Origin of the sequence: Paraburkholderia sp. NPDC080076 (genome assembly GCF_050281145.1) — a bacterium.
Taxonomy (GTDB): Bacteria; Pseudomonadota; Gammaproteobacteria; order Burkholderiales; family Burkholderiaceae; genus Paraburkholderia.
The window spans coordinates 40,958-62,341 of the sequence record NZ_JBNNWQ010000009.1 but is presented as its reverse complement, the minus strand read 5'-3'; the positions used below and the strand labels follow the sequence as shown (position 1 = coordinate 62,341).

At 62.2% G+C, this 21,384-nt stretch carries 19 protein-coding genes; 6 read left to right on the top strand and 13 right to left on the bottom strand.

The window, feature by feature from the left end:
* Positions 1-375: 375 nt before the first annotated feature.
* On the top strand, positions 376-1,323 hold the full coding sequence (locus tag ACQKRQ_RS30095) for a LysR family transcriptional regulator (RefSeq protein WP_132382092.1): 948 nt from the start codon (positions 376-378) through the stop codon (positions 1,321-1,323).
* A 96-nt stretch (positions 1,324-1,419) separates the two neighbouring features.
* On the top strand, positions 1,420-1,725 hold the full coding sequence (locus ACQKRQ_RS30090; RefSeq protein WP_408176941.1) for a hypothetical protein: 306 nt from the start codon (positions 1,420-1,422) through the stop codon (positions 1,723-1,725).
* Between the two features lie 65 nt (positions 1,726-1,790).
* Here ACQKRQ_RS30090 and ACQKRQ_RS30085 read toward each other — a convergent pair whose 3' ends face one another.
* The 6 genes from ACQKRQ_RS30085 to ACQKRQ_RS30060 all read right to left on the bottom strand — a co-directional run bounded on the left by ACQKRQ_RS30085 (position 1,791) and on the right by ACQKRQ_RS30060 (position 6,432).
* Positions 1,791-2,702: an NAD(P)(+) transhydrogenase (Re/Si-specific) subunit beta gene (locus ACQKRQ_RS30085; RefSeq protein ID WP_408176940.1), complete on the bottom strand. Its 912-nt coding sequence runs from the start codon at positions 2,700-2,702 to the stop codon at positions 1,791-1,793.
* A gap of 64 nt (positions 2,703-2,766) precedes the next feature.
* A complete protein-coding gene (locus tag ACQKRQ_RS30080; RefSeq protein WP_427481221.1) occupies positions 2,767-3,585 on the bottom strand; it encodes a fumarylacetoacetate hydrolase family protein in 819 nt (272 codons plus the stop codon).
* Between the two features lie 29 nt (positions 3,586-3,614).
* Entirely contained in the window at positions 3,615-4,862 is a 1,248-nt protein-coding gene (gene frc / locus ACQKRQ_RS30075; protein WP_106282483.1) for a formyl-CoA transferase, read from the bottom strand.
* A 22-nt stretch (positions 4,863-4,884) separates the two neighbouring features.
* Complete coding sequence (locus tag ACQKRQ_RS30070; RefSeq protein ID WP_427481220.1) at positions 4,885-5,088, bottom strand: hypothetical protein; 204 nt, start codon at positions 5,086-5,088, stop codon at positions 4,885-4,887.
* Between the two features lie 428 nt (positions 5,089-5,516).
* On the bottom strand, positions 5,517-6,236 hold the full coding sequence (locus ACQKRQ_RS30065; protein ID WP_132382082.1) for a GntR family transcriptional regulator: 720 nt from the start codon (positions 6,234-6,236) through the stop codon (positions 5,517-5,519).
* Entirely contained in the window at positions 6,214-6,432 is a 219-nt protein-coding gene (locus ACQKRQ_RS30060) for a hypothetical protein (RefSeq protein WP_132382080.1), read from the bottom strand. Before ACQKRQ_RS30060 ends, ACQKRQ_RS30065 begins: the two co-directional genes overlap by 23 nt.
* A 363-nt stretch (positions 6,433-6,795) precedes the next feature.
* On the opposite strand from ACQKRQ_RS30060, the gene shiA reads away from it, so the two are divergent.
* The 3 genes from shiA (at position 6,796) to ACQKRQ_RS30045 (ending at position 10,013) form a co-directional block, all read left to right on the top strand.
* Entirely contained in the window at positions 6,796-8,115 is a 1,320-nt protein-coding gene (gene shiA, locus ACQKRQ_RS30055) for a shikimate transporter (protein ID WP_132382078.1), read from the top strand.
* A 355-nt stretch (positions 8,116-8,470) separates the two neighbouring features.
* Positions 8,471-9,874: an L-lactate MFS transporter gene (locus ACQKRQ_RS30050; protein ID WP_427481219.1), complete on the top strand. Its 1,404-nt coding sequence runs from the start codon at positions 8,471-8,473 to the stop codon at positions 9,872-9,874.
* Between the two features lie 10 nt (positions 9,875-9,884).
* Positions 9,885-10,013 (top strand): MFS transporter small subunit, encoded by a 129-nt coding sequence (locus tag ACQKRQ_RS30045; protein WP_408176934.1) that lies wholly within the window; start codon positions 9,885-9,887, stop codon positions 10,011-10,013.
* A gap of 198 nt (positions 10,014-10,211) precedes the next feature.
* On the opposite strand, the gene ACQKRQ_RS30040 is transcribed toward ACQKRQ_RS30045, so the two are convergent.
* The 4 genes from ACQKRQ_RS30040 to ACQKRQ_RS30025 form a co-directional block, all read right to left on the bottom strand.
* On the bottom strand, positions 10,212-13,022 hold the full coding sequence (locus tag ACQKRQ_RS30040) for a YadA-like family protein (RefSeq protein ID WP_427481217.1): 2,811 nt from the start codon (positions 13,020-13,022) through the stop codon (positions 10,212-10,214).
* A gap of 365 nt (positions 13,023-13,387) precedes the next feature.
* Positions 13,388-14,608, bottom strand: coding sequence for a sensor histidine kinase (locus tag ACQKRQ_RS30035; protein ID WP_132382070.1), 1,221 nt, complete (start codon positions 14,606-14,608; stop codon positions 13,388-13,390).
* A 306-nt stretch (positions 14,609-14,914) separates the two neighbouring features.
* Positions 14,915-15,340, bottom strand: a complete 426-nt coding sequence (locus ACQKRQ_RS30030) for a DUF3830 family protein (RefSeq protein ID WP_132382068.1) — start codon at positions 15,338-15,340, stop codon at positions 14,915-14,917.
* A gap of 481 nt (positions 15,341-15,821) precedes the next feature.
* Positions 15,822-16,733 carry a helix-turn-helix domain-containing protein gene (locus ACQKRQ_RS30025; protein ID WP_427481216.1) on the bottom strand — a complete coding sequence of 304 codons (912 nt, stop codon included), beginning with the start codon at positions 16,731-16,733 and terminating at the stop codon, positions 15,822-15,824.
* A 182-nt stretch (positions 16,734-16,915) separates the two neighbouring features.
* On the opposite strand from ACQKRQ_RS30025, the gene ACQKRQ_RS30020 reads away from it, so the two are divergent.
* A complete protein-coding gene (locus ACQKRQ_RS30020) occupies positions 16,916-17,917 on the top strand; it encodes a helix-turn-helix transcriptional regulator (RefSeq protein ID WP_132382064.1) in 1,002 nt (333 codons plus the stop codon).
* Positions 17,918-18,046: 129 nt separating this feature from the next.
* Here the strand turns inward: ACQKRQ_RS30020 and ACQKRQ_RS30015 are convergent, their stop codons facing one another.
* From ACQKRQ_RS30015 to ACQKRQ_RS30005, 3 genes are read right to left on the bottom strand one after another with little or no spacing between them, the layout of a single operon-like run.
* Entirely contained in the window at positions 18,047-19,462 is a 1,416-nt protein-coding gene (locus tag ACQKRQ_RS30015) for an amidase (RefSeq protein ID WP_427481215.1), read from the bottom strand.
* Between the two features lie 57 nt (positions 19,463-19,519).
* On the bottom strand, positions 19,520-20,281 hold the full coding sequence (locus ACQKRQ_RS30010) for an ABC transporter permease (protein WP_408281942.1): 762 nt from the start codon (positions 20,279-20,281) through the stop codon (positions 19,520-19,522).
* Positions 20,278-21,204, bottom strand: coding sequence for an ABC transporter ATP-binding protein (locus ACQKRQ_RS30005; RefSeq protein ID WP_132383256.1), 927 nt, complete (start codon positions 21,202-21,204; stop codon positions 20,278-20,280). The genes ACQKRQ_RS30010 and ACQKRQ_RS30005 overlap by 4 nt, the downstream gene beginning before the upstream one ends.
* Between the last annotated feature and the right edge of the window lie 180 nt (positions 21,205-21,384).

Here is a 21,384-nt window from a genome sequence, read left to right as displayed (position 1 = left end):
GCCAACGTCCCGAAGGAAATCCCTTCGGGAGACGCCGTGCTGTATTCGTCCCACCTTATGGTTTTGACCCGAAAAGCCGTGCCCTTCGGGAATATTTGATATTTGCGTCTTTAATTCGCTGCTTTAAAAATAGACCAGCTTAAATCATCGCTTTCTGGGAAGCGCTTTATTCCGATCAATTAATGCTTTTTTACACTGCGAGACGCCGGCGCCTCGTCCAACAGGCCTCAAATCCAAGCGTTAACCCCGAGTTTTTCGCCGACTCCGCTGGCGGCAATTCCGCTTTCTTATACAGAGCCATGCTAGGGTCATTGCTGAATTACTAATAATTAAAGTTTGTTATTATGTTGATTCACATTTGCTTATACATCGGTCATGACGATGCGGAATGCGACTCTGCGGCAACTGAAGGTTTTCGAAACGGTGGCGCGCCACCTGAGCTTCTCGCGCGCCGCCGAGGAATTGCACCTCACACAGCCGGCCGTCTCCACCCAGGTCCGGCAACTCGAAGAACACGCCGGGCTGCCGTTGTTCGAACAACTCGGTAAAAAAATCTATCTGACGCCGGCCGGCACCGAAATGCTTCACTACAGCCGCGCGATCATCCAGCAGTTCCACGAAGTCGACGAAGCGATGAGTCAGCTCAAAGGCGTCTCCGGCGGCAAGCTGAATGTCGCGGTGATCAGCGCCGGCGACTACTTCTTTCCGCGGCTGCTCGCTGAATTCACGCGCCGCTACTCGGGCGTCGTGCTCAACCTCGCCGTGCACAATCGCGAGGAACTGCTCCATCAGCTCGCCACCAACCAGACCGACCTCGCGGTGATGGTGCGCCCGCCGCACGAGACCGACGCGACCAACGAGCCGTTCGCGCCGCACCCGTATGTGATCGTGGCGGCGCCCACGCATCCGCTTGCAAACAAGCGCAACATCAAGTTCAGCCAATTGGCGAGCGAAGCGTTCATCGTGCGGGAGCGCGGCTCGGACACGTGGAATTCGATGGAAGAAGGCTTCGCCGGGCGTCTTGCCAACCTCAAGATCGCCATGGAGATCAAGAGCACCGAGACGATCAAGCAGGCCGTGATCGCGGGCATGGGCATCGCCTTCCTGTCCGCGCATACCATCAGCCTCGAATTGCAGCTCGGCCATCTGGTCGTGCTCGACGTCGAGAGCTTTCCGGTCATGCTGAACTGGTACGTGGTGCATCGCAAGAACAAGCGGCTGCCGCCGGTTGCGGTCGCCTTCAAACGCTTCCTGATGGAAGAAGGCGCGAATCTGATCGAGAAGATCACGCGCGTCAAGGAATTGAGCGTGTATAAGCAGTAGGCTATGGAGACCCAATGAAACTTTAACTATTGCAAATTCGTCAGGACTTCTATGCTGCAAGCGAGTTCCATCACTCGTCAGCCCAGGAGGCCGATCATGAATCACGCTTCGGTTGAGTCCCAGCCCAGCGCGCACACCGCTCGTGTTGCCGCGATCCACCCCGACGACGCCCACCTGAGCGCGTACAACGCCGCCTTCAGCGACCTCGGCCTGCGCTTCCGCTGGGATCGCGCCACGCTCGACGTACTCCAGGAATTCAACAGCGAGGCGGCTCGAATTACTGCCTACATCGAGCGGTTTCACGCCCATCTGCACCGTGCCTACGACGCCGACTTTCTCGCTCAAATGATTCTGCACAAAAAGGCTCGGTACTTCAGCGAGTTCGCCGCGACGGGCGACTGAGGACGTCGGCGCGATCACGATCCCGCGACGCGCCGTCGTGCCTACCGTTCGACGCATGTGTGCATTCATGGCGTGCGCCGTGTCGTAGCGCGAGCCGGCCGGTGGCCGGCGCACACACGTTGCCGCCGTTCCGCATTCACGCCATGGCTTCCATTTCGACGATGCGGGTAAGCTGCCGTGCGCACCTTACCTTGCGCTACGTCGCGCAGCGTCCAAGCCTGGTCCTCTCCACCGTGCCATTCGATTCGTGCCAACAGGCCGCGCTTGCCCATCGTCAAGCTATGGCAACGCGCGGCAAAGGCAAGCTCGCTTGAATCGTGGCCATGCTCGTGGCCGCTGGAATACTCGCGGCTGAGCATCCGATGCACACCCATCGCACAAGCGAGCGCGCTCATCGCGAGTAGCGAGGCGAGCCCGAATGGCTGCGCATGTTCCGTGACGAATCCGTAGCCGAGCCACCCGCACAGCAACAGCGCAAGCAGGTTGACGATGCCGTGCCCCGGCCGCACCGCCGCGCCGAGCTGCAACGCACCGCGCAGTTTGCAGAACGCAATAGCCGAGGTGGCAAAGATGAGCGCGCCGATGAACACGGCGACATAGAGTTCGACGCGCTCGACATTCGCCTGTGCCGCCGACGACAGATAACGCGCGAAGCCGCCCGACATGACAGCGAGCCCCATGCTGCTGCCCAACAGCGCAACGAGGCGCGGGCGCCGTGTCAGATTGCGCCGGCGCACCAGCCACGCGCCGAGCACCGCGCCCGCCACCGCCGCTCCGACCACGCCGTTGCTCGCGCCCATGCCGGCCGCGAAAAGGCCCGCGAGCGCGACGGCCAATGCACCGGCGTGCCAGTCAGGCCGGCGCCTCGGTCGCCGTTCGAGCGGCAGTTGCCCGACCGCGGCAAGCGCAACGGCCAGCACGGAAGCCAACACCACAGCCAGCGAACACCACACGGTACTGTCATACGCTAGCGGCATGCGCGCTTCTCCGTGTCGGAATACATGGGCGCGATGCCAACGCATCGCGCAATCGGTCAACCGTTCAGACAGCGCCTGCCACCATCGGCGCCGCGCCCTCCGCGGCGACCGCGCGCGCGGCGCCCAAGGTATTGCTCAGCGTTCCGATCCCGTCGACCGTGATCGACACCGTCGCGCCATCCTTGATTGAGCCGACGCCGACCGACGTCCCGCACGCGATTACGTCGCCCGGCTCGAGCGCGAGATCCTGCGAGATCAGACTCACCTGCTCGGCGGGCGAGAAAACCATGTCGGCGAGCGGATAGTTCTGCCGCTCGACGCCATCGAGCATCGTGACAAGATGCGCTAGCTGCCAGTCGAAACCAGAGACGATCGCCGGTCCGATACAGCAGAACGTATCGAAGCCTTTCGCGCGGCACCATTGCGGAAAGTGCGGATTTTCGTTCAGCAGATCGGCAGCGGTCACGTCGTTGACGAGTGTGTAGCCGAAAATCGCTTCGGCCGCCTCTTCGACACTTGCATCGCGGCAGCGCCGTCCAATCACAATGCCGAGTTCGCCTTCATAGGCGATCTTGCCCGCATAGCTGAGCGGCCGCCTGATCGGCTCGCCCGAGCCGATCACCGAACCCGCCGGCTTCAACAGGAAAAGCGGGTGCGCCGGCACGGGCTTGTCGAGCTTCGCCGCCAGCGCGTGAAAGTTGTTCCATAACGCGACGACCTTGCCGGGCGCGCACGGCGCGAGCGGCGTCAGTGCGCGCGTCGACAGCACGGCGCCAGTCGGCACCGGGTGTTCCAGACCTTCGTATTCGTGCAGATAGCCACCTTCCACACGGCCAAACACGACGCCGCCGTCGCTCGACATGAACCGCATCCATGTATCCATTCGTCGCTCCGTATTTGCCTGGATCAGGCCTAGATCGCGCCGGCAGTGCGCAATGCACTGACCTGCTCAGGCGAATAGCCGAGTTCGGCCATGACTTCGTCGGTATGTTCACCGAGCAACGGTGAGCGCGTGACCTCGGTCGGACTGTCGGACAATTTGATAGGATTACCAACCGTCAGATACTTGCCGCGAGTCGGGTGATCCACTTCGACAATCGTGCCGGTTTTGCGCAACGACGGTTCCTCGGCGATTTCCTTCATCGACAGAATCGGTCCGCACGGAATGTCGTACTTGTTGAGAATCTGCATGGCCTCGAACTTGGTCTTCGTCATGGTCCAGCGCTCGATCTCGGCGAAGATATCCTTCAGGTGCGGCAGACGCGCGGCAGGCGTCGCGTAGTTGGGATCCGTGGCCCACTCCTCCTTGCCGATCACGTTGCAGATCTTGGCCCACACCGGCGCCTGCGTGATGAAGTAGATATACGCGTTGGGGTCCGTCTCCCAGCCCTTGCATTTCAGGATCCAGCCCGGCTGACCGCCGCCCGACGCATTGCCCGCACGCGGCACCGCCTCACCGAACTCTCCGTTCGGATATTGCGGATACTCTTTCATCACGCCGGTGCGTTCGAGCCGCTGCTGATCGCGCAGCTTCACGCGGCACAGATTGAGCACGCCGTCCTGCATCGCGGCGAGTACGCGCTGACCGCGTCCGCTGTGGGTGCGCTGATAAAGCGCCGTGACGATGCCGAGCGCCAGATGCAAGCCGGTCCCGCTGTCGCCGATCTGCGCGCCCGTTACGACCGGCGGGCCGTCGTCGAAGCCGGTGGTCGAAGCCGCACCGCCCGCGCATTGCGCGACGTTCTCGTAGACCTTGCAGTCCTCGTACGGCCCAGGACCGAAGCCCTTCACCGACGCGACGATCATGCGCGGATTCAACTCCTGAATCCGCTCCCACGTGAAGCCCATGCGGTCCAGCGCGCCCGGCGCGAAGTTCTCCACCAGCACGTCGCATTTCTGGATCAGCGCTTCGAGCACCTGCTTGCCTTCAGGATTCTTCGTATCGATCGTGACGGAACGCTTGTTGTGGTTGAGCATCGTGAAGTAGAGGCTGTCCACGTCGGGAATATCGCGCAATTGCTCACGCGTGATGTCGCCCGCGCCCGCCCGCTCCACCTTGATCACATCCGCGCCGAACCATGCAAGCAGCTGCGTGCAGGTGGGCCCGGATTGCACATGCGTGAAGTCGAGAATGCGCACACCGTCGAGTGCTTTGCTCATGTCCTGTCTCCTGAAGGGTGGCTCATTGGTATGTGGTCTGGTTGCGGCTCCCCAGCGCGTACCGGCTCGGGTCAGCGCAGATGCTCACGACCCCCGGGCGGCCGGTGCGATGGGTCGCTTTGAGGGCAGCGCGCGGCAAGGCGCTGGCGCTGCGCACCTCCTGCTCGAGCGTGAGCACGCGCATCGTGTCCGTGGCTGGGTGCAGGGATGACACAACTGCAGACATAGTCGACTCCTAGGTCAATCGGTTACGCAAAAGGGTTATCGGTGAACTCGCCCGCTTCGAACAGTCTCGACCTTGCAATCCACTCAGCTGGACCATACCGTATGTGATATATCAGATTCGATCAATCGGGATTTCCAGATGCTCGTGGCTCGTGTTCTGCTGCTTTTGCTTGTCTGCTAAGGGTTACGAGGACAAGTGCCAATGCCGTCGCTTCGATTCGAGGGAAAACACCGAGGCCGGTTGTTGTCTCGCGTCGTTTGATATATCACATACCATATTTCTAAGACCGTCAAGCGAGGTTTATCCCGCATCGCTCGCGCGGCCCCACGCCACGTTGGTTTGGCGGCAAACAAAAAAGGCCCGCGGTGTCTCCACCGCGGGCCCTTCTTTTCAACTTGCCAATCAGACGCCCCGTGGGCCGCCAGCCATCAGTCCAGAAAATCGCAATTCGCCTCGACGAAAGCGGCCAGATCCAGCGAATGCTGACGCGTGAGACGCTCGGCCAGTTCGGTATCCCGCTGCTCCAGCGCCTCGATAATGCGCAGATGATCGACGATCGAGCGCGACGCGCGGTCGCTCTGCGAAATGGTCATGCGGCGAATCGCGCGCACGTGGATAAAGATGTTCTTGATCGTGTCGAGAATGATCTGCGACTTGGACAACTCGACGATTGCCTGGTGAAACGCGATATTGGCGTCCGAATACTCGGCGATGTGCTCAGCCGGCGTGGCGTCGCGGAAGTTGTCGAACATGTGGCGCAGACGGGCGATTTCCTCGTCCGTGGCATGGAGCGTGGCAAGACGCGCCGCCATGCTTTCGAGCGCGGCCCACATCTGGATCATCTCGACGATTTCGCGCTTGCTCTTGCGCACGATATAGATGCCGCGCCGCGGCACCATGCGCAGAAAACCTTCCTGTTCGAGCAGCGTCATGGCCTCGCGCACCGGCGTGCGGCTGACGCCGAGCGACTCGCTCAGCACCCGCTCGTCGAGACGGATTTCTTCGCGGTTCTGATAGATGTCCGCGTCGGCAATGGCCTGGCGGAGCATCGCATACGCCTGATCGCGCAAGCTCGCGCTCGCGCCGATCGGCTGCAATGACAACGTCAACGGTGTGGCCACTGTTTCAGTTTGAAGTTCTGACGACATTCATCGCCTCTTGTTTAACATGCGCACGATACGGTGTTGCCACTGCCACGCGTTGCTCGCCCAGACCGACAAAGCGGCCATGTTGCGCTGCAAGCTGGGCGACCGGCCGCGGAATCCAGCGGGTCAACAGCACAGTGGCGGCAGAGCCTAAACCAACAACAGCAGCGGCGAACAGCGAAAGAGGAACAAATTCCATTTGTAACTCCGAATGATTGAGTGAAGGAATGACTCAATCATATGCTGCATTGCCGCAAAAATCAATATTCCGTATGTAGTATATCAATAACTGTTGTTTTCAGGATTACATCCTCACGGTAGCACGGGCTGCTTCCCGGTGGTTCATCGCCATGCACGAACGCATGGCGCTCGGTGTAAACGCGCAAAACGCGCGCTATGCGCGCAGTCGCGTCCGATGATCGCGCAATTTCTATCGGATGCGGATTGTGGGATCGACTCCGCATCATTAACCTTCGCACATCCTGCAATCGATCGCGAGCGGCCACAGCCCTGCGTCTGCCGCCCGTCCCCAGCAGCCCGAGAATTTCAAGGAGACATTGTCATGAGTACGACCATCCCGACGGCCGCAACGGTCGACAACCGCAAGGCGCGCAGCCAGGCCCGCCAGGCGGCGCTCGGCAGCTTCGTCGGCGCCGTGGTCGACTGGTACGACTTCCTGCTGTACGGCATCGTCGCCGCGCTCGTTTTCAACTCCGAGTTTTTCCCAAAAGTCAGCCCGGCGATGGGCACGCTGGCCGCGTTCGCCACCTTCGGCGTCGGCTTTCTGTTCCGTCCGCTCGGCGGCTTCGTGTTCGGACACTACGGCGACCGGCTCGGACGCAAGCGCATGCTGGTGCTCACGGTGATGATGATGGGTCTGTCGACCGCCGCGATCGGCCTGCTGCCGTCGTTCGCCACCATCGGCTGGTGGGCGCCGGTGCTGCTCGTGACCCTGCGCGCGATCCAGGGCTTCGCGGTGGGCGGCGAATGGGGCGGCGCGGCATTGATGGCGGTCGAAAGCGCGCCGGAGAAGAAGAAAGCGTTCTACAGCAGCGGCGTGCAAGTCGGCTACGGCGTGGGCCTCGTGCTCTCGACCGGACTGGTCGCGCTGATCAGCCGTTCGATGGACAACGCGTCGTTCCTGAGTTGGGGCTGGCGCCTGCCCTTCCTGTTCAGCGTGGTGCTGGTGCTGATCGCGCTGTGGATCCGCTCGAGCATGGAAGAGTCGAAGGAGTTCGTCGAGAAAGTCGGCAAGCACGGTGAGCGCAGCGTGCGCCTGCCGATCGTCGAAGCCTTGCTGCGCCACCCGAAGGCGTTCCTGCTGATCATCGCACTGCGTCTGGCCGAGTTGTTCACGATGTATATCGTGACCGCATTCGCACTGAACTACTCGACGGCCAATCTGCACATGCCGCGCGAGTTCTTCCTCACCATCGGTCTGCTGGTGGGCGCGCTGAGTTGCGTGACGATTCCGTGCTTCGCGTTGCTGGCAGACCGTTTCGGCCGCCGCCGCGTGTATATCGTCGGCGCGCTGGTCGGCATGCTGAGCGCGGTGCCGTTCTTCCTCGCGCTCGAAGCACGCTCGACGGTGTGGATCGTAGTGTTCGCCGTCATGCTCGCCAACATCGCGCACGACATGGTAGTGAGCGTGCAGCAACCCATGTTCACTGAACTCTTCGGCACCGAGTACCGTTACAGCGGCGCGGGCGTGGGTTATCAGGTGGCGAGCGTGGTCGGCGGCGGCTTCACGCCGTTCATCGCGGTGGCGCTGGTCAGCTTTGCCGGCGGCTCGTGGCATCCGGTGGCGGCGTATCTGGCCGTCGGCTGCCTGATCTCGGTGCTCGTGGCGGCCAAGATGAAGACCGGGCGCACCGTCGACTGAGTTTCCCTCGATCACTGATAAGCGGGCCGGCGTGGCGAAAGATGCCATTGCCGGCCCGCTTTGCTTTGAGCGTTCGGTAGCTTATTTCGGACAGCCTCATTGCCAAGCCGCGATTCGACAAATTACGGTCGTGTTTCACCAGGCAAACACCTTATGTATTTGCATCTCATATTGCCAAGGGCTTGATCGCGCCCTATCGTTCGACGAAGCTGATTTTGGCGCGAATTCGTGCACACCATATGCAGCTTAATTACATATATCGACGGCACCAAAAACCACAATTTTTACGCCGCGAGACCTAAAGCATTGGTGTGAAGCGCCGATAACAACTAATTCGTCACCCCGGAGACCGACCATGAGCAGTATCACCGAGCCTAGCGGGAATTCAGGCTCCGCCCCCTTCTTTTCCAAACAGGCCACCGTTGCGAAGCCAGGTTTTTCGCGCTGGATGGTTCCACCTGCGGCCCTTGCCGTCCACCTCTGTATCGGCCAGGCGTATGCCTTCTCGGTGTTCAACGGCCCGCTGACCAGGGTCATCGGCATTACGCAATCCAGCGCGGATGACTGGTCGCTGACGTCGCTCGGCTGGATCTTTTCGCTGGCGATCGTGTTCCTCGGTTTGTCGGCGGCCTTCGCCGGCAAGTGGCTCGAACGCGTCGGCCCGCGCCGCACGATGTTTACCGCCGCATGCTGCTTCGGCGGCGGCTTCCTGGTTTCCGCGCTCGGCGTGTATCTGCATCAGATCGTGCTGCTCTATCTCGGCTACGGTGTGATCGGCGGAATCGGGCTGGGCCTCGGCTACGTGTCGCCGGTGTCCACGCTGATCCGCTGGTTCCCGGATCGCCGCGGCATGGCGACCGGCATGGCGATCATGGGCTTCGGCGGCGGCGCGATGATCGCTGCGCCGCTGTCGGTGGCGTTGATGAACCACTTCCGCAGCGCAACCAGCATCGGCGTGGCTGAGACGTTCGTCGTGCTCGGCATCGCCTACTTCATCTCGATGACGATTGGCGCACTCGCGATCCGCGTGCCGCCGGCGGACTGGAAGCCGGCCGGCTGGACGCCGGGCGCCACCAGCCAGAGCAAGATGATCTCGCGCAACCATGTGCATATCGATCAGGCGTTGAAGACGCCGCAGTTCTATCTGATCTGGCTCGTGCTGTTCCTGAACGTGACGGCCGGCATCGGCATTCTCGGCCAGGCCTCGGTGATGATTCAGGAGAGCTTCAAGGACACGGTGTCGGCGGCCGCGGCAGCCGGTTTCGTCGGCCTGCTGTCGCTCTTCAACATGGGCGGCCGTTTCGTGTGGGCGTCGGCGTCGGACTGGATCGGCCGCAAGAACACCTACTTCATCTTCTTCGCACTCGGCGCGGTGCTGTATTACCTCGTGCCGGGCTTCGCTGCGTCCGGTCACATCGCTCTCTTCGTGCTCGCCTACTGCGTGATTCTGACGATGTACGGCGGCGGCTTTTCCACCGTGCCGGCCTATCTCGCCGACATGTTCGGCACGGCGTTCGTCGGCGGCATTCACGGCCGTCTGCTGACGGCGTGGGCCGCGGCGGGCGTCGCCGGTCCGGTGCTGGTGAACTACATTCGCGCTTATGAAGTCGCGCAAGGCGTCGCCAAGGCGGACGCCTACACGATGACCGTTCACATCATGGCTGTGCTGCTTGTGGTCGGCTTCGTCTGCAACCTGCTGGTCAAGCGCGTGGACGACAAGCACCACATGACCGACGCACAACTCGCCAAAGGCGCTTAAGGAGACTCGTATGTCGACCGTTCAAGCAGGGAATCAGACCAGCAAGGCCAAACTCGCCGTCTTCTGGCTGTATGTGACGCTGCCGCTGGCATGGGGCGTGGTCAATACGCTCTCGCAGGCGATGAAGCTATTCAAGTAAATGTCGTATGGCAACCCCGCGCGTTCGGCGCGCGGGGTGCTTGCAGCGAGCATGACTCGCCGACTGCCCACCGGCGCATGTCAAACGCGCCGATCTCCCGTCTCCCTGTTGCCATTGGGACGCCGCGCCGGCCGTGAGCGCGGTCGTGGCGGAATTGATGCCCGCTCCGCTCGGGTGCGGCGAATGACCTCCCTTGCGTTACCACTGGTAGGCCGCACCGGCACCCACTGTCGTCGTGGCTGAGCTAATGCCGGCACCCAGCTTCACTTTCAGGTTCTGCGTGACACGCGCCGACACGCCGACCGCTACGGCCTGATAGCCCTTATATCCGGCCGTTCCGACACCGATCGCGAGATTTTTGGTCGCGTCCACTTCCGGCACCATGGTCAATGCAATAGCGGACGCCGTTCCGGTGTAGGCGGCGCGTGCTATGTTGCTCAGGCCGCCCTGGAACTGCTGCATATTCACTGCATCGGTGGGCGTCTGGCCTGCCGCGACGTTGGTGATGCGGCGCTCGCTGCCGGACGAGCCGACAGACACCGTGTTCGTCACATCGGCTACCGAGCCCTCGCCGATCGCCACCGAGTTCGGCGCGGACGCTTTGGCGCCGCCGCCAATCGCCACCGAACCGTTGCCGATCGCCTGAGCCGCGTTACCCGAACTGCTGACGGCGACATAGGGACTGCCGGTAGTCTGACTGTTCTGCACCACGTTGATCTGCTGACTAAGACTGCTGACAGTCTGATTGGTGTTCCAGAGTTGAGCACCGGTCACTGCATCGGTGCTGGTGGCCGACAGCGTGCCGTCCTGCAGATTGGTCAGCTGTACTTTCGGCGCATTGGCCGCCGTGCCGCCTAGCGTGATCCTGTCATGCGCCGAACTGTCGTACTGCACCGCATTCGCGACCGCCCCGCCAAGGTTGCCAACGGTGGTCTGCAGGCCGGCAATGTCGCTGCTGTTCTGCGTGACGCGGCCATCCAGGTTGGTAATCGCGCTGCCGACGTTGTTCACGACCGTGCCGCCCACGCGATACGACGGCGCCGTCACCGAACCGTCCGCGTTGACGGTCGACCCGCCGCCGAGCGCCACCGCCGTGCCCGCCGACTGCGCATACAGTTGCGAACCGTTGACCGCGTCGCTGCTGGCCGGAGCGACCGCGCCGGCTGCCACGCCTGTGACGACGCGGTTGCCTGCCGTACCGGCCAGGTTGATCAGATTGCCGTCCGTGATTGCACCGACATTGATGACACGCGACACCGGATCCTGCGTGATCATGCCGATCCCGCCGGTCGCCATGTTCTGCTGCAAGGTGGTGAGGCCGTTGTCGAGCGAGCCGAGCGCGTCGCCGACGGTGGTTTGCGTGCCGCCCTGCATGTGATAGCTCGGGCCGGTCACAGAACCATCGGCGTTGATCTGGGCGCCGCCGCCCAACGCCGCCACCATCGGTTTGAACTGGCCGAGATTGACCGCGGATGCATCGGTGGTGCCCGCCGCAATCCCGGTCAGCTCGCGTGCGCCGCCGGTGCCGGTGAAATCGACGCGGGCGCCATCCGTGCCTTTCGCCACGGTGAGATTACGCGACGTCTGATCCTGCTGAACGAGCCCGATTTCGCCATTGGTGATCTGGTTGGTGATGTTGCTCACGTCGCCTTCGATCGTCGTGGTGCGCTGATCGAGGTTGCTGATGTTCGTCGTGTTGTCGGTGACGCGCTGATCGAGATTACTGATGTTCGTCGTGTTATCCGTGACGCGCTGGTCGAGATTGCTGATGTTCGTCGTGTTATCCGTAACGCGCTGATCGAGGTTCGTGATGCTGCCCGTGTTCTGCGCGACGGCCTGATTCGTGGTGAACAGCTGCGCGCCGTTGACGGCGTCCGAACTGTTGGCAGCGAGATTCGCGGCGCGCACGTTGGTGAGCCGAACCGGCGCGGCGGTGCCGCCCAACGTGACGGCGCTGTGTGAGCTCGAATCGTACTGGACAGAATCCGCGCTGGCCTGAGTGCTGGTCGTGACGGCGGCCGCGAGCGCGGAGCCGACGTCGTTGTATATCTTCCCGCTGACTTTGTAGACAGGCTTTGCGATCGTTCCGTCAGCGGCGACGTCCGTGCCGCCTCCCAGTACGGCCGCCATGCCCTTCAGCTGTGTGACGTTAGCGGCATCGTTACCCTGGATACCGGCTGCAACATTGGTGATCTGCCGTTGCAGCGTGGCATTGCCGACTGAGACGGTATTCGACCGGTCCGCGACGGAATCCGCACCGAGCGCTACGGAACCCGCTGCGGTAGCCTTCGAGCCGGAACCGAACGCGATCGCTTTCGCTGCGGCCGCCGTGATCCGGGCACCGCTGCCGGCTGCGATCGAGTCTACGGCGTCCGTCTGGACGTTTGTCCCGATAGCCACCGCGTTGACATTCTGAACGGCTGCCATGTAGCCGATTGCAACACCATTCTCGGCGAAATAGTTGGACGTCGCGCCGGCTCCCACCACCGTCGCATAAGGCGCCAACGCTGCTGCGCCCGCGCCGACCGCGGTCGTGTTGCTACGCGCAGCGCCGGAACTCGTACCGACTGCGAGCGCATTGTCGTCGATGGCCATCGCACCGACGCCAATGGCCATTGCGTTTTCTCCCCCCGACGCGGACGTCGTCAAAGCCGGCGTAGTGAACGAACTCACAGCAATGTATTGGGTGACCGGTACTGCGTCCGTCAACGCGGCGGCTCCCAGAGTCAGCGTTTTCGAACGGGCCGCGCCGGATTCTGGCGGCTGGGAGACGGTCGTCAGCGTGTCGGCATCCCATTGGACAGGCGCATTCATGATCGGGTTGGGCGACTCCTCCGCCGCTCTCGCAGGCGAAGCCACCACCAGCACGCCAAACAGACTGGTTCCGGCGGCCATCAGCGCCCCGCGTACCGAAGCCCCTTTCGCACCGCGACTTTTCGCCACCTCGGACGCCGCCGCGTAGGTGCGGGTCGCGTTGTTCCATACGGTCCTATAAGACTTGTTCAACATTCCTCCCAATCTTTTTCTTAAAGCCTCGTACGCCAAGATTTTTCTTATGTCATCCTAACTATTAAAGAGAGATCAGTAAAAACTTGAGATGGCATTGCGCTTTCACTTGGCCGACAAAAGCGAAGCGCACAGTTTGCCGCCATGCCCCGATTACGCGGAATACGGCAAATTCTTAAAAGCTATTTTTTAGCTCGAATTAGCTCAAAGGCGTAGTCCATTTAAGACGCGAAATGCCAAACGTCTCAATGCGCACGGACTGTGCATTAGGCGGGATTAAGTGGAGGTTCAGTTATTCTTAACTAATGGATTGGTCAATTAAGAATTATGGCCAAAACCCTTAAACGGACAAACGCCGAATAACGCTATCACCCATCCACCGCCTGCAGGCGCATCGGAAAACTGATCTCGAAGATCGTCCCTTCGCCTTCCTGCGAGTCGAAACGAATTTCGCCCTCCAGCACCCGGCACAGTTCCTTGACGATCGCGAGGCCCAGGCCGGCGCCCGGAACGTCGTCATCGGCGGCGCGCTCGAACTCCTTGAACACACGTTCCCGGTCCGACGCGCCGATGCCCACACCCGTATCCGACACGCGCAGGCGCCAGCGATCGTCCTCCGCGGCCGTCATGCTCAATTCGACCTGACCGGCCTTCGTGTATTTGGCCGCGTTGGTCAACAGGTTGAGCGCGACCTGCTTGAGTTTGAGTCGATTGGAGACGACCACATCCAACGCCCCGTCGAAGGCAGTCAGAAGGCGCAGCCCTTTCGCTTCGATCGCGCTTTCGCACGAAATCACCAGTTCGTCGAACAGCTCGCGCAGCGCGAAGGTTTCCAGCACGAGGGGACTGTCGTCGCCGAGCACGACCGAGTATTCGACCAGTTCGTCGACCAGCGTTTTCATATCGGCCGCCTGACGGTTCGCGAGCGCGAGCGCGGTCTCGACCTTGGACGGCGCGCGGCTGATCAGTTGCAGCGCCATCGAAAACACGTTGAGAAAGTTGCGCAAATCGTGCACGACGCTACGCGTGATCTGCATGCGCGACTCGTACAGATCGCCGACCAGCCGTTGCTTGAGCGTCAGTTCGTGATTCGCGCGTTCGAGGCGTCCGGTGTAGTCGTCGATCTTCCGGTCGCGCTCGTTGACGACCTCGCGGATCGAGGTCAGCGTGACAAAGCTGACGGCTTCGTCGATGAAATGCCGCGCCCGCTCCTCATGACGCCGCGTGAAATACGGCCGGGCCTCGCTGAATTCGACGATCGCGCCGGTCAGCATCTGCCGGAACAGATCGAGCTCGCGCACCAGTTCGTCGATCCGGTAGCCCTGCTTCCAGCGCAATTTGCCGTGCAGGCGCGCGTCGCGTTCGATCGCGCTCTCGACATGGTCGAGATCCTGGTTCTCCAGCACGCTGCAGATTTCGTCGAGGATGTTCGGGATGTGATCGGCCAGTTGCTCGTAGGTCAGCCGGTCGGATTCGGTCAATTCGGCGTCGTGAAAGACGGCCTTCATCCAGCGTTCGGTCAGATCGACCTGTTGCAGGCGCAACTGTGTGGCGAAAGCGGTAAGCGGCAGTACGTGCGAGTCCGTCATGTGCGAGACCTGGCGCCGCATGGCGGCGAAAATAGGTGTTCCGCGCCGGCTCCAAAGAACTGCTTTCGGAGCGTACCTAACGCGTCCGCATGGACTGCAAACCGCGCTCAGGAGGCAGAAGGTGAGCGCTTCACAAGCCGCCCGGGCGCCTCCAGTATGCGCGATTTATGGAATAAAAATTAACCAGGGTTAGGACGCGTCCGCAGTAGTGCGCCGCAAAGAAAGCCTCCGTGAGGGTCTCACAAAGAAAGTCCCCCTCAAGAGCCGCCCGAACATCTCCCCCTTGCGCGACCCGGCGCCACTGCTTCAGATCTTTTCGAACAACACGTCTTGCGCGCCTTCCCACAACACCTTGGTGCCGAGTTCGCGCAGCTTCTCCTTGCCTTCGACAATGGTCAGGAAGTGATTGCCCGCGAGTTGTCCCAGTTTGCTCGCGAAGCAGCACGAACCGTACGCGAGAATGATCTCGGTTTCGCTGTAGCCGCCGGGGTAGAACAGAATGTCGCCGACCGACGGATGGCTCGTGTGATTTTCGAAGCCGACCGCCGCGCCGTCGTTCTCGAGCTTGAAGTCGCCAAGCGGCACCCAGCAGCCTTCGCCGCTCCAGCGCACATGAATGATCTTCTGCCGGTACGGCAGGAGCTTCAGGAAGGCGGCCACGGTTTGCGGCGCGTCCGGATGGGTTTCGGCGGTAAAGACATGGCCACAGGAGGTGATTCGGAGTCGGGTCATCGCCAGGTTTCCAGTGTGAGGGTGAATGGAGTGGTCGGTCGGAGGTTTGACGCAAGGCGGAGCCAGGCCGTAGGCACATCATTCTGTCGTCCGATGCAAGACTTCGACAGATACAGTTGCCGTTCGACTGGTCAGGCCAGTTGGACCAGTGCTGTTGTCTTGTGCGAATACCGCCCGGCAAGCCACAACGGCACACGCATGCCAGGTCCAACCGCCCGAGCGCCACGAAAGTTCGTAGTTTGCAAGCCGCGCAATGCGCAGCACACTGCGCAAAGTGCGTGATTCCCCCAAGGCGGCTCATCGGACTGTACCTTCCGGCGACCCAACCCTGTCTGCCGTCAGAGACAGGGGCCGCAGCATTGCCCGGCGACGAAAGCGGCGAGGCTCCGAGTCCACTCATCGGACTGCCTCGAACCGTCCGCCGCCGTCCCGCGATTGCCGGGCTGACCAGCCGGCCACTTCCAGCCGCGCAATCCGTACTTCAGCCGCGCAGCCGGTAAGCGAGCGGCGTCACGCCGTAGTCACGCTTGAACTGCACGGAGAAATGACTGGCATTCTCGAAACCAACGGCGATCGCAATCTGCAGCACGGTCTGATCGGTGGCACGCAATAGCCGCGCCGCTTCCTCGAGCCGCAATCGCGATACGTACTGATGCGGCGTCTCGCCGGTCTCGCGGCGAAACACACGCGCAAAATGAAAGCTGCTTAACCCCGCCTGTGCGGCCAGTTCGCTGATCGCCAGATCCTCGGCGAGATTGGCGCGAATGTAATCGGTTACACGGCGGATCCGGCGCGGCACGAGGCGTTCCGGGCGCGCCAGCAATCCGGCCAGCGCGGGGCGGCCGCGCGAATAGTGCTGCAACAGGTGCGCGGCGAGCGCGTGAACCAGCGCATCGACATACAGGCGCGAGTCGGCCGGATCGGCGGCGGCGCGATGCAATGCGGCAAGCATCGCGGCGATCAACGGATCACGAAACCGCATCGCGTCGCCGAGCGACAGCTCGCGGGAGCCGCCGAGCTCCATCTGATCGGCGACGCTGTCGATCAGGCTGCGCTCGATGTGCAAATGGACGGTCGACAGCGGCTCATCGCTGATCGAACGCCAGCGCCACGAGATCGGCGCGGGCGGCACGAACCAGACGTCGCCCATCCGCAGATCGGCGTTTTCCCAGCGCCCGTTCAGGTTGCGCTCGAGGTGCTCGGCGCCGCTCGCAAGGGTCATCAGCGTGAGGTCCTGCAAGCCGGGCGCTTCCAGCAGTTCCTGCTCGGCCGGTTCGAGATAGGAACGCAGCACCAGGTGCCGCCACGGGCGATCCACGCTCGACACCAGTTTCTGGCCCGCCATGTAGCGGTCGTAGGCGAGCGTCGTTGTGAGTTTTGGAATTCGTGCCATCACGTCCATTCCCAGGGAGGTGCCATATGAAGAGTGAACCCTGCCATACCCGCGTTGCCAATCCGCTGTCGGAGCAAGAACTCAAAAATGATAGCAAGGAACCGGCTACCGCAATTTTTGGAAATAGCTAATCATTCAGGTTGTCGTCTTTCACGCGTTTCGAACGCCGGAGCTACCGTTTCATGGAACACGAATGCGATACGCTGCCGCATTGGCTGACCGGCTCGCCGCAAGGTGAAGCCGGGCACGCGTCGGCAGCATACAACTCGGCGGTTACCGCCCAACCGGCTTACCCGGCCGGCACGCGGCAACTCGAGAAATCAGCCCACGCGGCTGAAGCATCCAGGGCATCCAGCCGCACCGCAACAGGCGCGACGCCCACAGGTTTTCTCACACTCTTCACCGAGGAGGAGATCGGCACACCCTCGCCCGCGGCGCGCCGCGCCGCGCCGGTCATCAGTCCGCTGGTGCGTTTTGGCAGCGCGCAGGACCGCATCGAATTCGTGCGGCAGCGCATCAAGCAACTCGGCTTCGACTCGTTCAGCTATTCGGCCACGCGCACGTCGGCGCATCACAAGACGATGTTCGTGCTGACCAGCTACGAGTCGCAAAGCTGGCTCACGCGCTATTTCCGCGAGCGTTATTTCGAGCTCGACCCGCGCGTGGCACTCGCCTCGCCGACCGGTATGCCGTTCCTCTGGAATACGGCCGACATGCGCGCCGACCTGCCGCGTGCGCAGATGCGCAGCGAACGGCTCGGCGGGCTGATCGACTTGCTGGAGGCGACTGGGCGCAAAAGCGGCATTCTCACGCAGATGCCGCTCCCCGAGCCGGAGCTGAGCGCGAGCCTGTGCTTCAATTCGGAGATCGGCAATCCGCGCTGGATGACCGAATCGATCGTGGCCGAGACGCTGATGTTCGCGCACACGATCCATGAGTTCATCTGGACGCACGCGAAGAGCGTGATCGGCATCGCGCCCGCGCAGCAGCAGCGCGTCACGCTGAGCGAGTTGCAGCATGCGGTGCTGAAGGCGGTCGTGCAGGGTCAGCGTGACAAGGAGATTGCCTACTTCCTCGGGCTGTCGCCGCATAACGTCGACTACCACTTGCGCCGTCTGCGGCAGTTGTTCAACGTGCGTAACCGCGTGCAGTTGATCAACGTCGCGCAGGCGTATGTGACGTAAAGGCTGGCGTCGCGGCCGGCATGCCCGTTCGGGTGCCGGCCGCGGTGCGATTTCACCCTCCCCTCACACGCCCCTTCAAACGTTCTCTACGCGCGGCTCACACGCCGCGCATCGTGCGCAGGTTGACGTTCAAAAGACTTGCGGCTTGCCCGTGGCCCACGTGCCGACGATCTCTTCGATTGCGCGCGCCGCCGAGAGCAACGCCGCCTCGCCACGCGGCTTACCGACGATCTGGATACCGACAGGCAGCCCGCTCGCGCTCATCCCGCACGGAATCGCCATGACCGGCATGCCGGTGAGCGTCAGTGCATAAGTGATCGCGAGCCAGTCGATGTAGGTCTCGAAGTGCTGGCCGACCGCGTCACGGATATCGCGTGCTTCGACCGGAAACGGCAGCACGATCGAGGCCGGACAGATCAGCACGTCATGGCGCTGCAGCAGTGCATTCAGCTTGTAGAAGAGTTCCGCACGGGTGCGCTGGGCCGAACGCATCGCACGGTTGTCCAGTTGCAGACCGAACTCGATGTTCCAGATCACGTTGGGATTCAGCACGTCGCGATGCTGCGCCAGCACGTCTTCGTAGTTCGTCGCGTAGGCAATGCCGCGCAGCGTGTGAAACGCCTGAGTCGCCGCGCTCAGGTCGAGATCGCTCTCCTCCACGCCGACGCCCGCCGCCGCGAGCCGATCCATCGTCTTGCGGCAAATCGCCAGGATTTCCGGCTCGACGGTGGCGATGCCGAGCCCTTCGCTGAATGCCACACGCGCCGGCCGTTGCGGCCGGCGCGCATGCTCGAGGAACGAGGTCGCCGGCTCACGCAGCGACAACGGCGCACCGTCGACTTCGCCGCACATCGCGTCGAGCAGCAGCGCCGCGTCGGTCACGTTGCGCGCCATCGGCCCGTGAATGCCGAGCGTGTCGTAGGGATTGGCGACCGGGCCGTACGAGACGCGGCCCGGCGTCGGACGCATGCCGACCACGCCGCAGAATGCAGACGGCGTGCGCAGCGACCCCGCCAGATCGGAGCCCTGCGCGACCCACGCGGTGCCTGACGCCAGCGCGGCCGCCGCGCCGCCGGACGAGCCGCCCGCCGAACGCGACAGGTCCCACGGATTGCGCGTCACGCCGAACACGCTGTTATACGTATGGCCGCCGGAGCCGAACTCCGGCGTGTTGGATTTTGCGTAGACCACGCCGCCGCGCGCTTCGAGCAAGGTCACGCCGGCATCCGACGTTTCCGGCACACGGTCGCGGTAGACCAGCGAACCGCGTGTGGTGCGCACGCCCGCCACGTCGGTCAGATCCTTGATCGGCACCGGCAGGCCGCATAGCAAGCCGCGCTCGGCCACGGGCTTCTTCAGCAGCGCATCGGCATGCGCGTGCGCACGCTCGAAACAGAGCGTGGGCAGCGCGTTGACCTGCGGTTCGACGCGCGCGACCTGCGCGGCGAGCGTGTCGAGCAGGTCGCGCGGACTCACCGCTTCCTCACGCAACAGATCGACGACTTCGCACGCGCTTCGCTCAATCAGACTCAGATCGACGGACATAATGGCTATCGGCTCCGTGTTGGGGGTGTCCGTGAGTTTCGCATGACGCGCGGCCTATCAAGTCTTGAGCCGATAACCGGTCTTGAAGATCCACGCAACGATCAACAAGAACACGGCCAGAAAAAGCGCGGTCATGCCGAGGCTCACCTCGACATTCACATCGGCGAGACCATAGAAGCTCCAGCGAAATCCGCTGACCAGATAGACGATCGGGTTGAACAGCGTCACGACCCTCCAGAACGGCGGCAGCATATTGACCGCATAGAAACTGCCGCCGAGAAAAGTCAGCGGCGTGATGATCAGGAGCGGCACGAGCTGCAGCTTCTCGAAGCTATCCGCCCAGATGCCGATAATAAAACCGAGCAGACTGAACGTGACCGCCGTGAGCACGAGAAACAGGATCATCCACAACGGATGCTGCACTTGCAGCGGCACGAACAAGCCCGCGGTCGCAAGAATGATCAGCCCGAGCAGAATCGATTTGGTGGCCGCCGCGCCCACGTAACTCACGACGATTTCCAGATACGACACCGGCGCCGACAACAACTCGTAGATCGTGCCCGTAAAGCGCGGAAAGTAAATCCCGAACGACGCATTCGAAATGCTTTGCGACAACAGCGACAGCATGATCAATCCCGGCACGATGAACGCGCCGTAACTGATACCGTCCACTTCCTTGATGCGCGAACCGATCGCCGCGCCGAACACGACGAAGTAAAGCGAAGTCGAAATCACCGGCGCGATGATGCTCTGCATCAGCGTGCGCCAGGTGCGCGCCATCTCGAACTTGTAGATCGCGCGAATTGCGTAGATATTCATTGGTCACCTCGGAGCAGACTGACGAAGATGTCTTCGAGCGAACTTTGCGTGGTGTGCAGGTCCTTGAAGCGGATGCCGGCGTCGTCGAGCGCCTTGAGCAGCGCGATGATGTCGGTGCGGCCGCCCTCGCCTTCGTAGGTGTAGATCAGCTCGGTGCCGCCCTTCGCGACGTCGAGCCCATAGCCGGTCAGCGAGACCGGCACTTGCGCGAGCGGGCTCTCCAGTTGCAGCGTCAACTGCTTCTTGCCGAGCTTGCGCATCAGCTCCGTTTTCTCTTCCACCAGCATGATCTCACCGCCGCTGATCACGCCGATGCGGTCGGCCATTTCCTCGGCCTCGTCGATGTAGTGCGTGGTGAGGATGATCGTCACGCCGCTCTCGGCGAGCGAACGCACCAGCTTCCACATGTCGCGGCGCAACTCCACGTCCACGCCGGCGGTCGGTTCATCGAGGAACAGCACACGCGGTTCGTGCGAGAGCGCCTTGGCGATCAGCACACGCCGCTTCATGCCGCCCGAGAGCGTGATGATCTTGCTATCGCGCTTTTCCCACAGCGACAGGTCGCGCAACACCTTTTCGACGTAGGCCGGGTTTTTCGGCTTGCCGAACAGTCCGCGGCTGAACGAGACGGTCGCCCAGACGGTTTCGAACGAGTCGGTGGTCAACTCCTGCGGCACGAGGCCGATCAGCGAGCGCGCGCCGCGATAGTCGGTCGCGATGTCGCGGCCGTCCACCGTCACGCTGCCAACGCTCGCGTTGACGATGCCGCAGATGATGCTGATGAGGGTCGTTTTGCCCGCGCCGTTCGGGCCGAGCAAGGCGAAGATTTCCCCGCGGTTGATGGCCAGATTGATGTTTTTGAGTGCATGAAAACCAGTGGCATAGGTTTTCGACAGGTTCGTGACTGAGACGATTGGCTGCATGGAATCGACGATGGCAGACACCGTTGTTTGATTAGAGGGAGCGATGCTAAAGCGCCACCGCACCCGCAATGTAATGGAAAGTACGAAAGCGTGCAGCGCATCCGGCAGCGCACCGAAACCACGTGGGGTCGAGGTGGACGAAAGGCGGGCGGCAACGGCATGGCAAGACGCGCACGCTGA

Bases quoted from the DNA above. Each gene is read 5' to 3' on its own strand.
- ACQKRQ_RS30095 (WP_132382092.1), top strand. From the start codon at position 376: ATGACGATGCGGAATGCGACTCTGCGGCAACTGAAGGTTTTCGAAACG.
- ACQKRQ_RS30090 (WP_408176941.1), top strand. From the start codon at position 1,420: ATGAATCACGCTTCGGTTGAGTCCCAGCCCAGCGCGCACACCGCTCGT.
- ACQKRQ_RS30085 (WP_408176940.1), bottom strand. From the start codon at position 2,702: ATGCCGCTAGCGTATGACAGTACCGTGTGGTGTTCGCTGGCTGTGGTG.
- ACQKRQ_RS30080 (WP_427481221.1), bottom strand. From the start codon at position 3,585: ATGGATACATGGATGCGGTTCATGTCGAGCGACGGCGGCGTCGTGTTT.
- frc (WP_106282483.1), bottom strand. From the start codon at position 4,862: ATGAGCAAAGCACTCGACGGTGTGCGCATTCTCGACTTCACGCATGTG.
- ACQKRQ_RS30070 (WP_427481220.1), bottom strand. From the start codon at position 5,088: ATGTCTGCAGTTGTGTCATCCCTGCACCCAGCCACGGACACGATGCGC.
- ACQKRQ_RS30065 (WP_132382082.1), bottom strand. From the start codon at position 6,236: ATGTCGTCAGAACTTCAAACTGAAACAGTGGCCACACCGTTGACGTTG.
- ACQKRQ_RS30060 (WP_132382080.1), bottom strand. From the start codon at position 6,432: ATGGAATTTGTTCCTCTTTCGCTGTTCGCCGCTGCTGTTGTTGGTTTA.
- shiA (WP_132382078.1), top strand. From the start codon at position 6,796: ATGAGTACGACCATCCCGACGGCCGCAACGGTCGACAACCGCAAGGCG.
- ACQKRQ_RS30050 (WP_427481219.1), top strand. From the start codon at position 8,471: ATGAGCAGTATCACCGAGCCTAGCGGGAATTCAGGCTCCGCCCCCTTC.
- ACQKRQ_RS30045 (WP_408176934.1), top strand. From the start codon at position 9,885: ATGTCGACCGTTCAAGCAGGGAATCAGACCAGCAAGGCCAAACTCGCC.
- ACQKRQ_RS30040 (WP_427481217.1), bottom strand. From the start codon at position 13,022: ATGTTGAACAAGTCTTATAGGACCGTATGGAACAACGCGACCCGCACC.
- ACQKRQ_RS30035 (WP_132382070.1), bottom strand. From the start codon at position 14,608: ATGACGGACTCGCACGTACTGCCGCTTACCGCTTTCGCCACACAGTTG.
- ACQKRQ_RS30030 (WP_132382068.1), bottom strand. From the start codon at position 15,340: ATGACCCGACTCCGAATCACCTCCTGTGGCCATGTCTTTACCGCCGAA.
- ACQKRQ_RS30025 (WP_427481216.1), bottom strand. From the start codon at position 16,733: ATGGCACGAATTCCAAAACTCACAACGACGCTCGCCTACGACCGCTAC.
- ACQKRQ_RS30020 (WP_132382064.1), top strand. From the start codon at position 16,916: ATGGAACACGAATGCGATACGCTGCCGCATTGGCTGACCGGCTCGCCG.
- ACQKRQ_RS30015 (WP_427481215.1), bottom strand. From the start codon at position 19,462: ATGTCCGTCGATCTGAGTCTGATTGAGCGAAGCGCGTGCGAAGTCGTC.
- ACQKRQ_RS30010 (WP_408281942.1), bottom strand. From the start codon at position 20,281: ATGAATATCTACGCAATTCGCGCGATCTACAAGTTCGAGATGGCGCGC.
- ACQKRQ_RS30005 (WP_132383256.1), bottom strand. From the start codon at position 21,204: ATGCAGCCAATCGTCTCAGTCACGAACCTGTCGAAAACCTATGCCACT.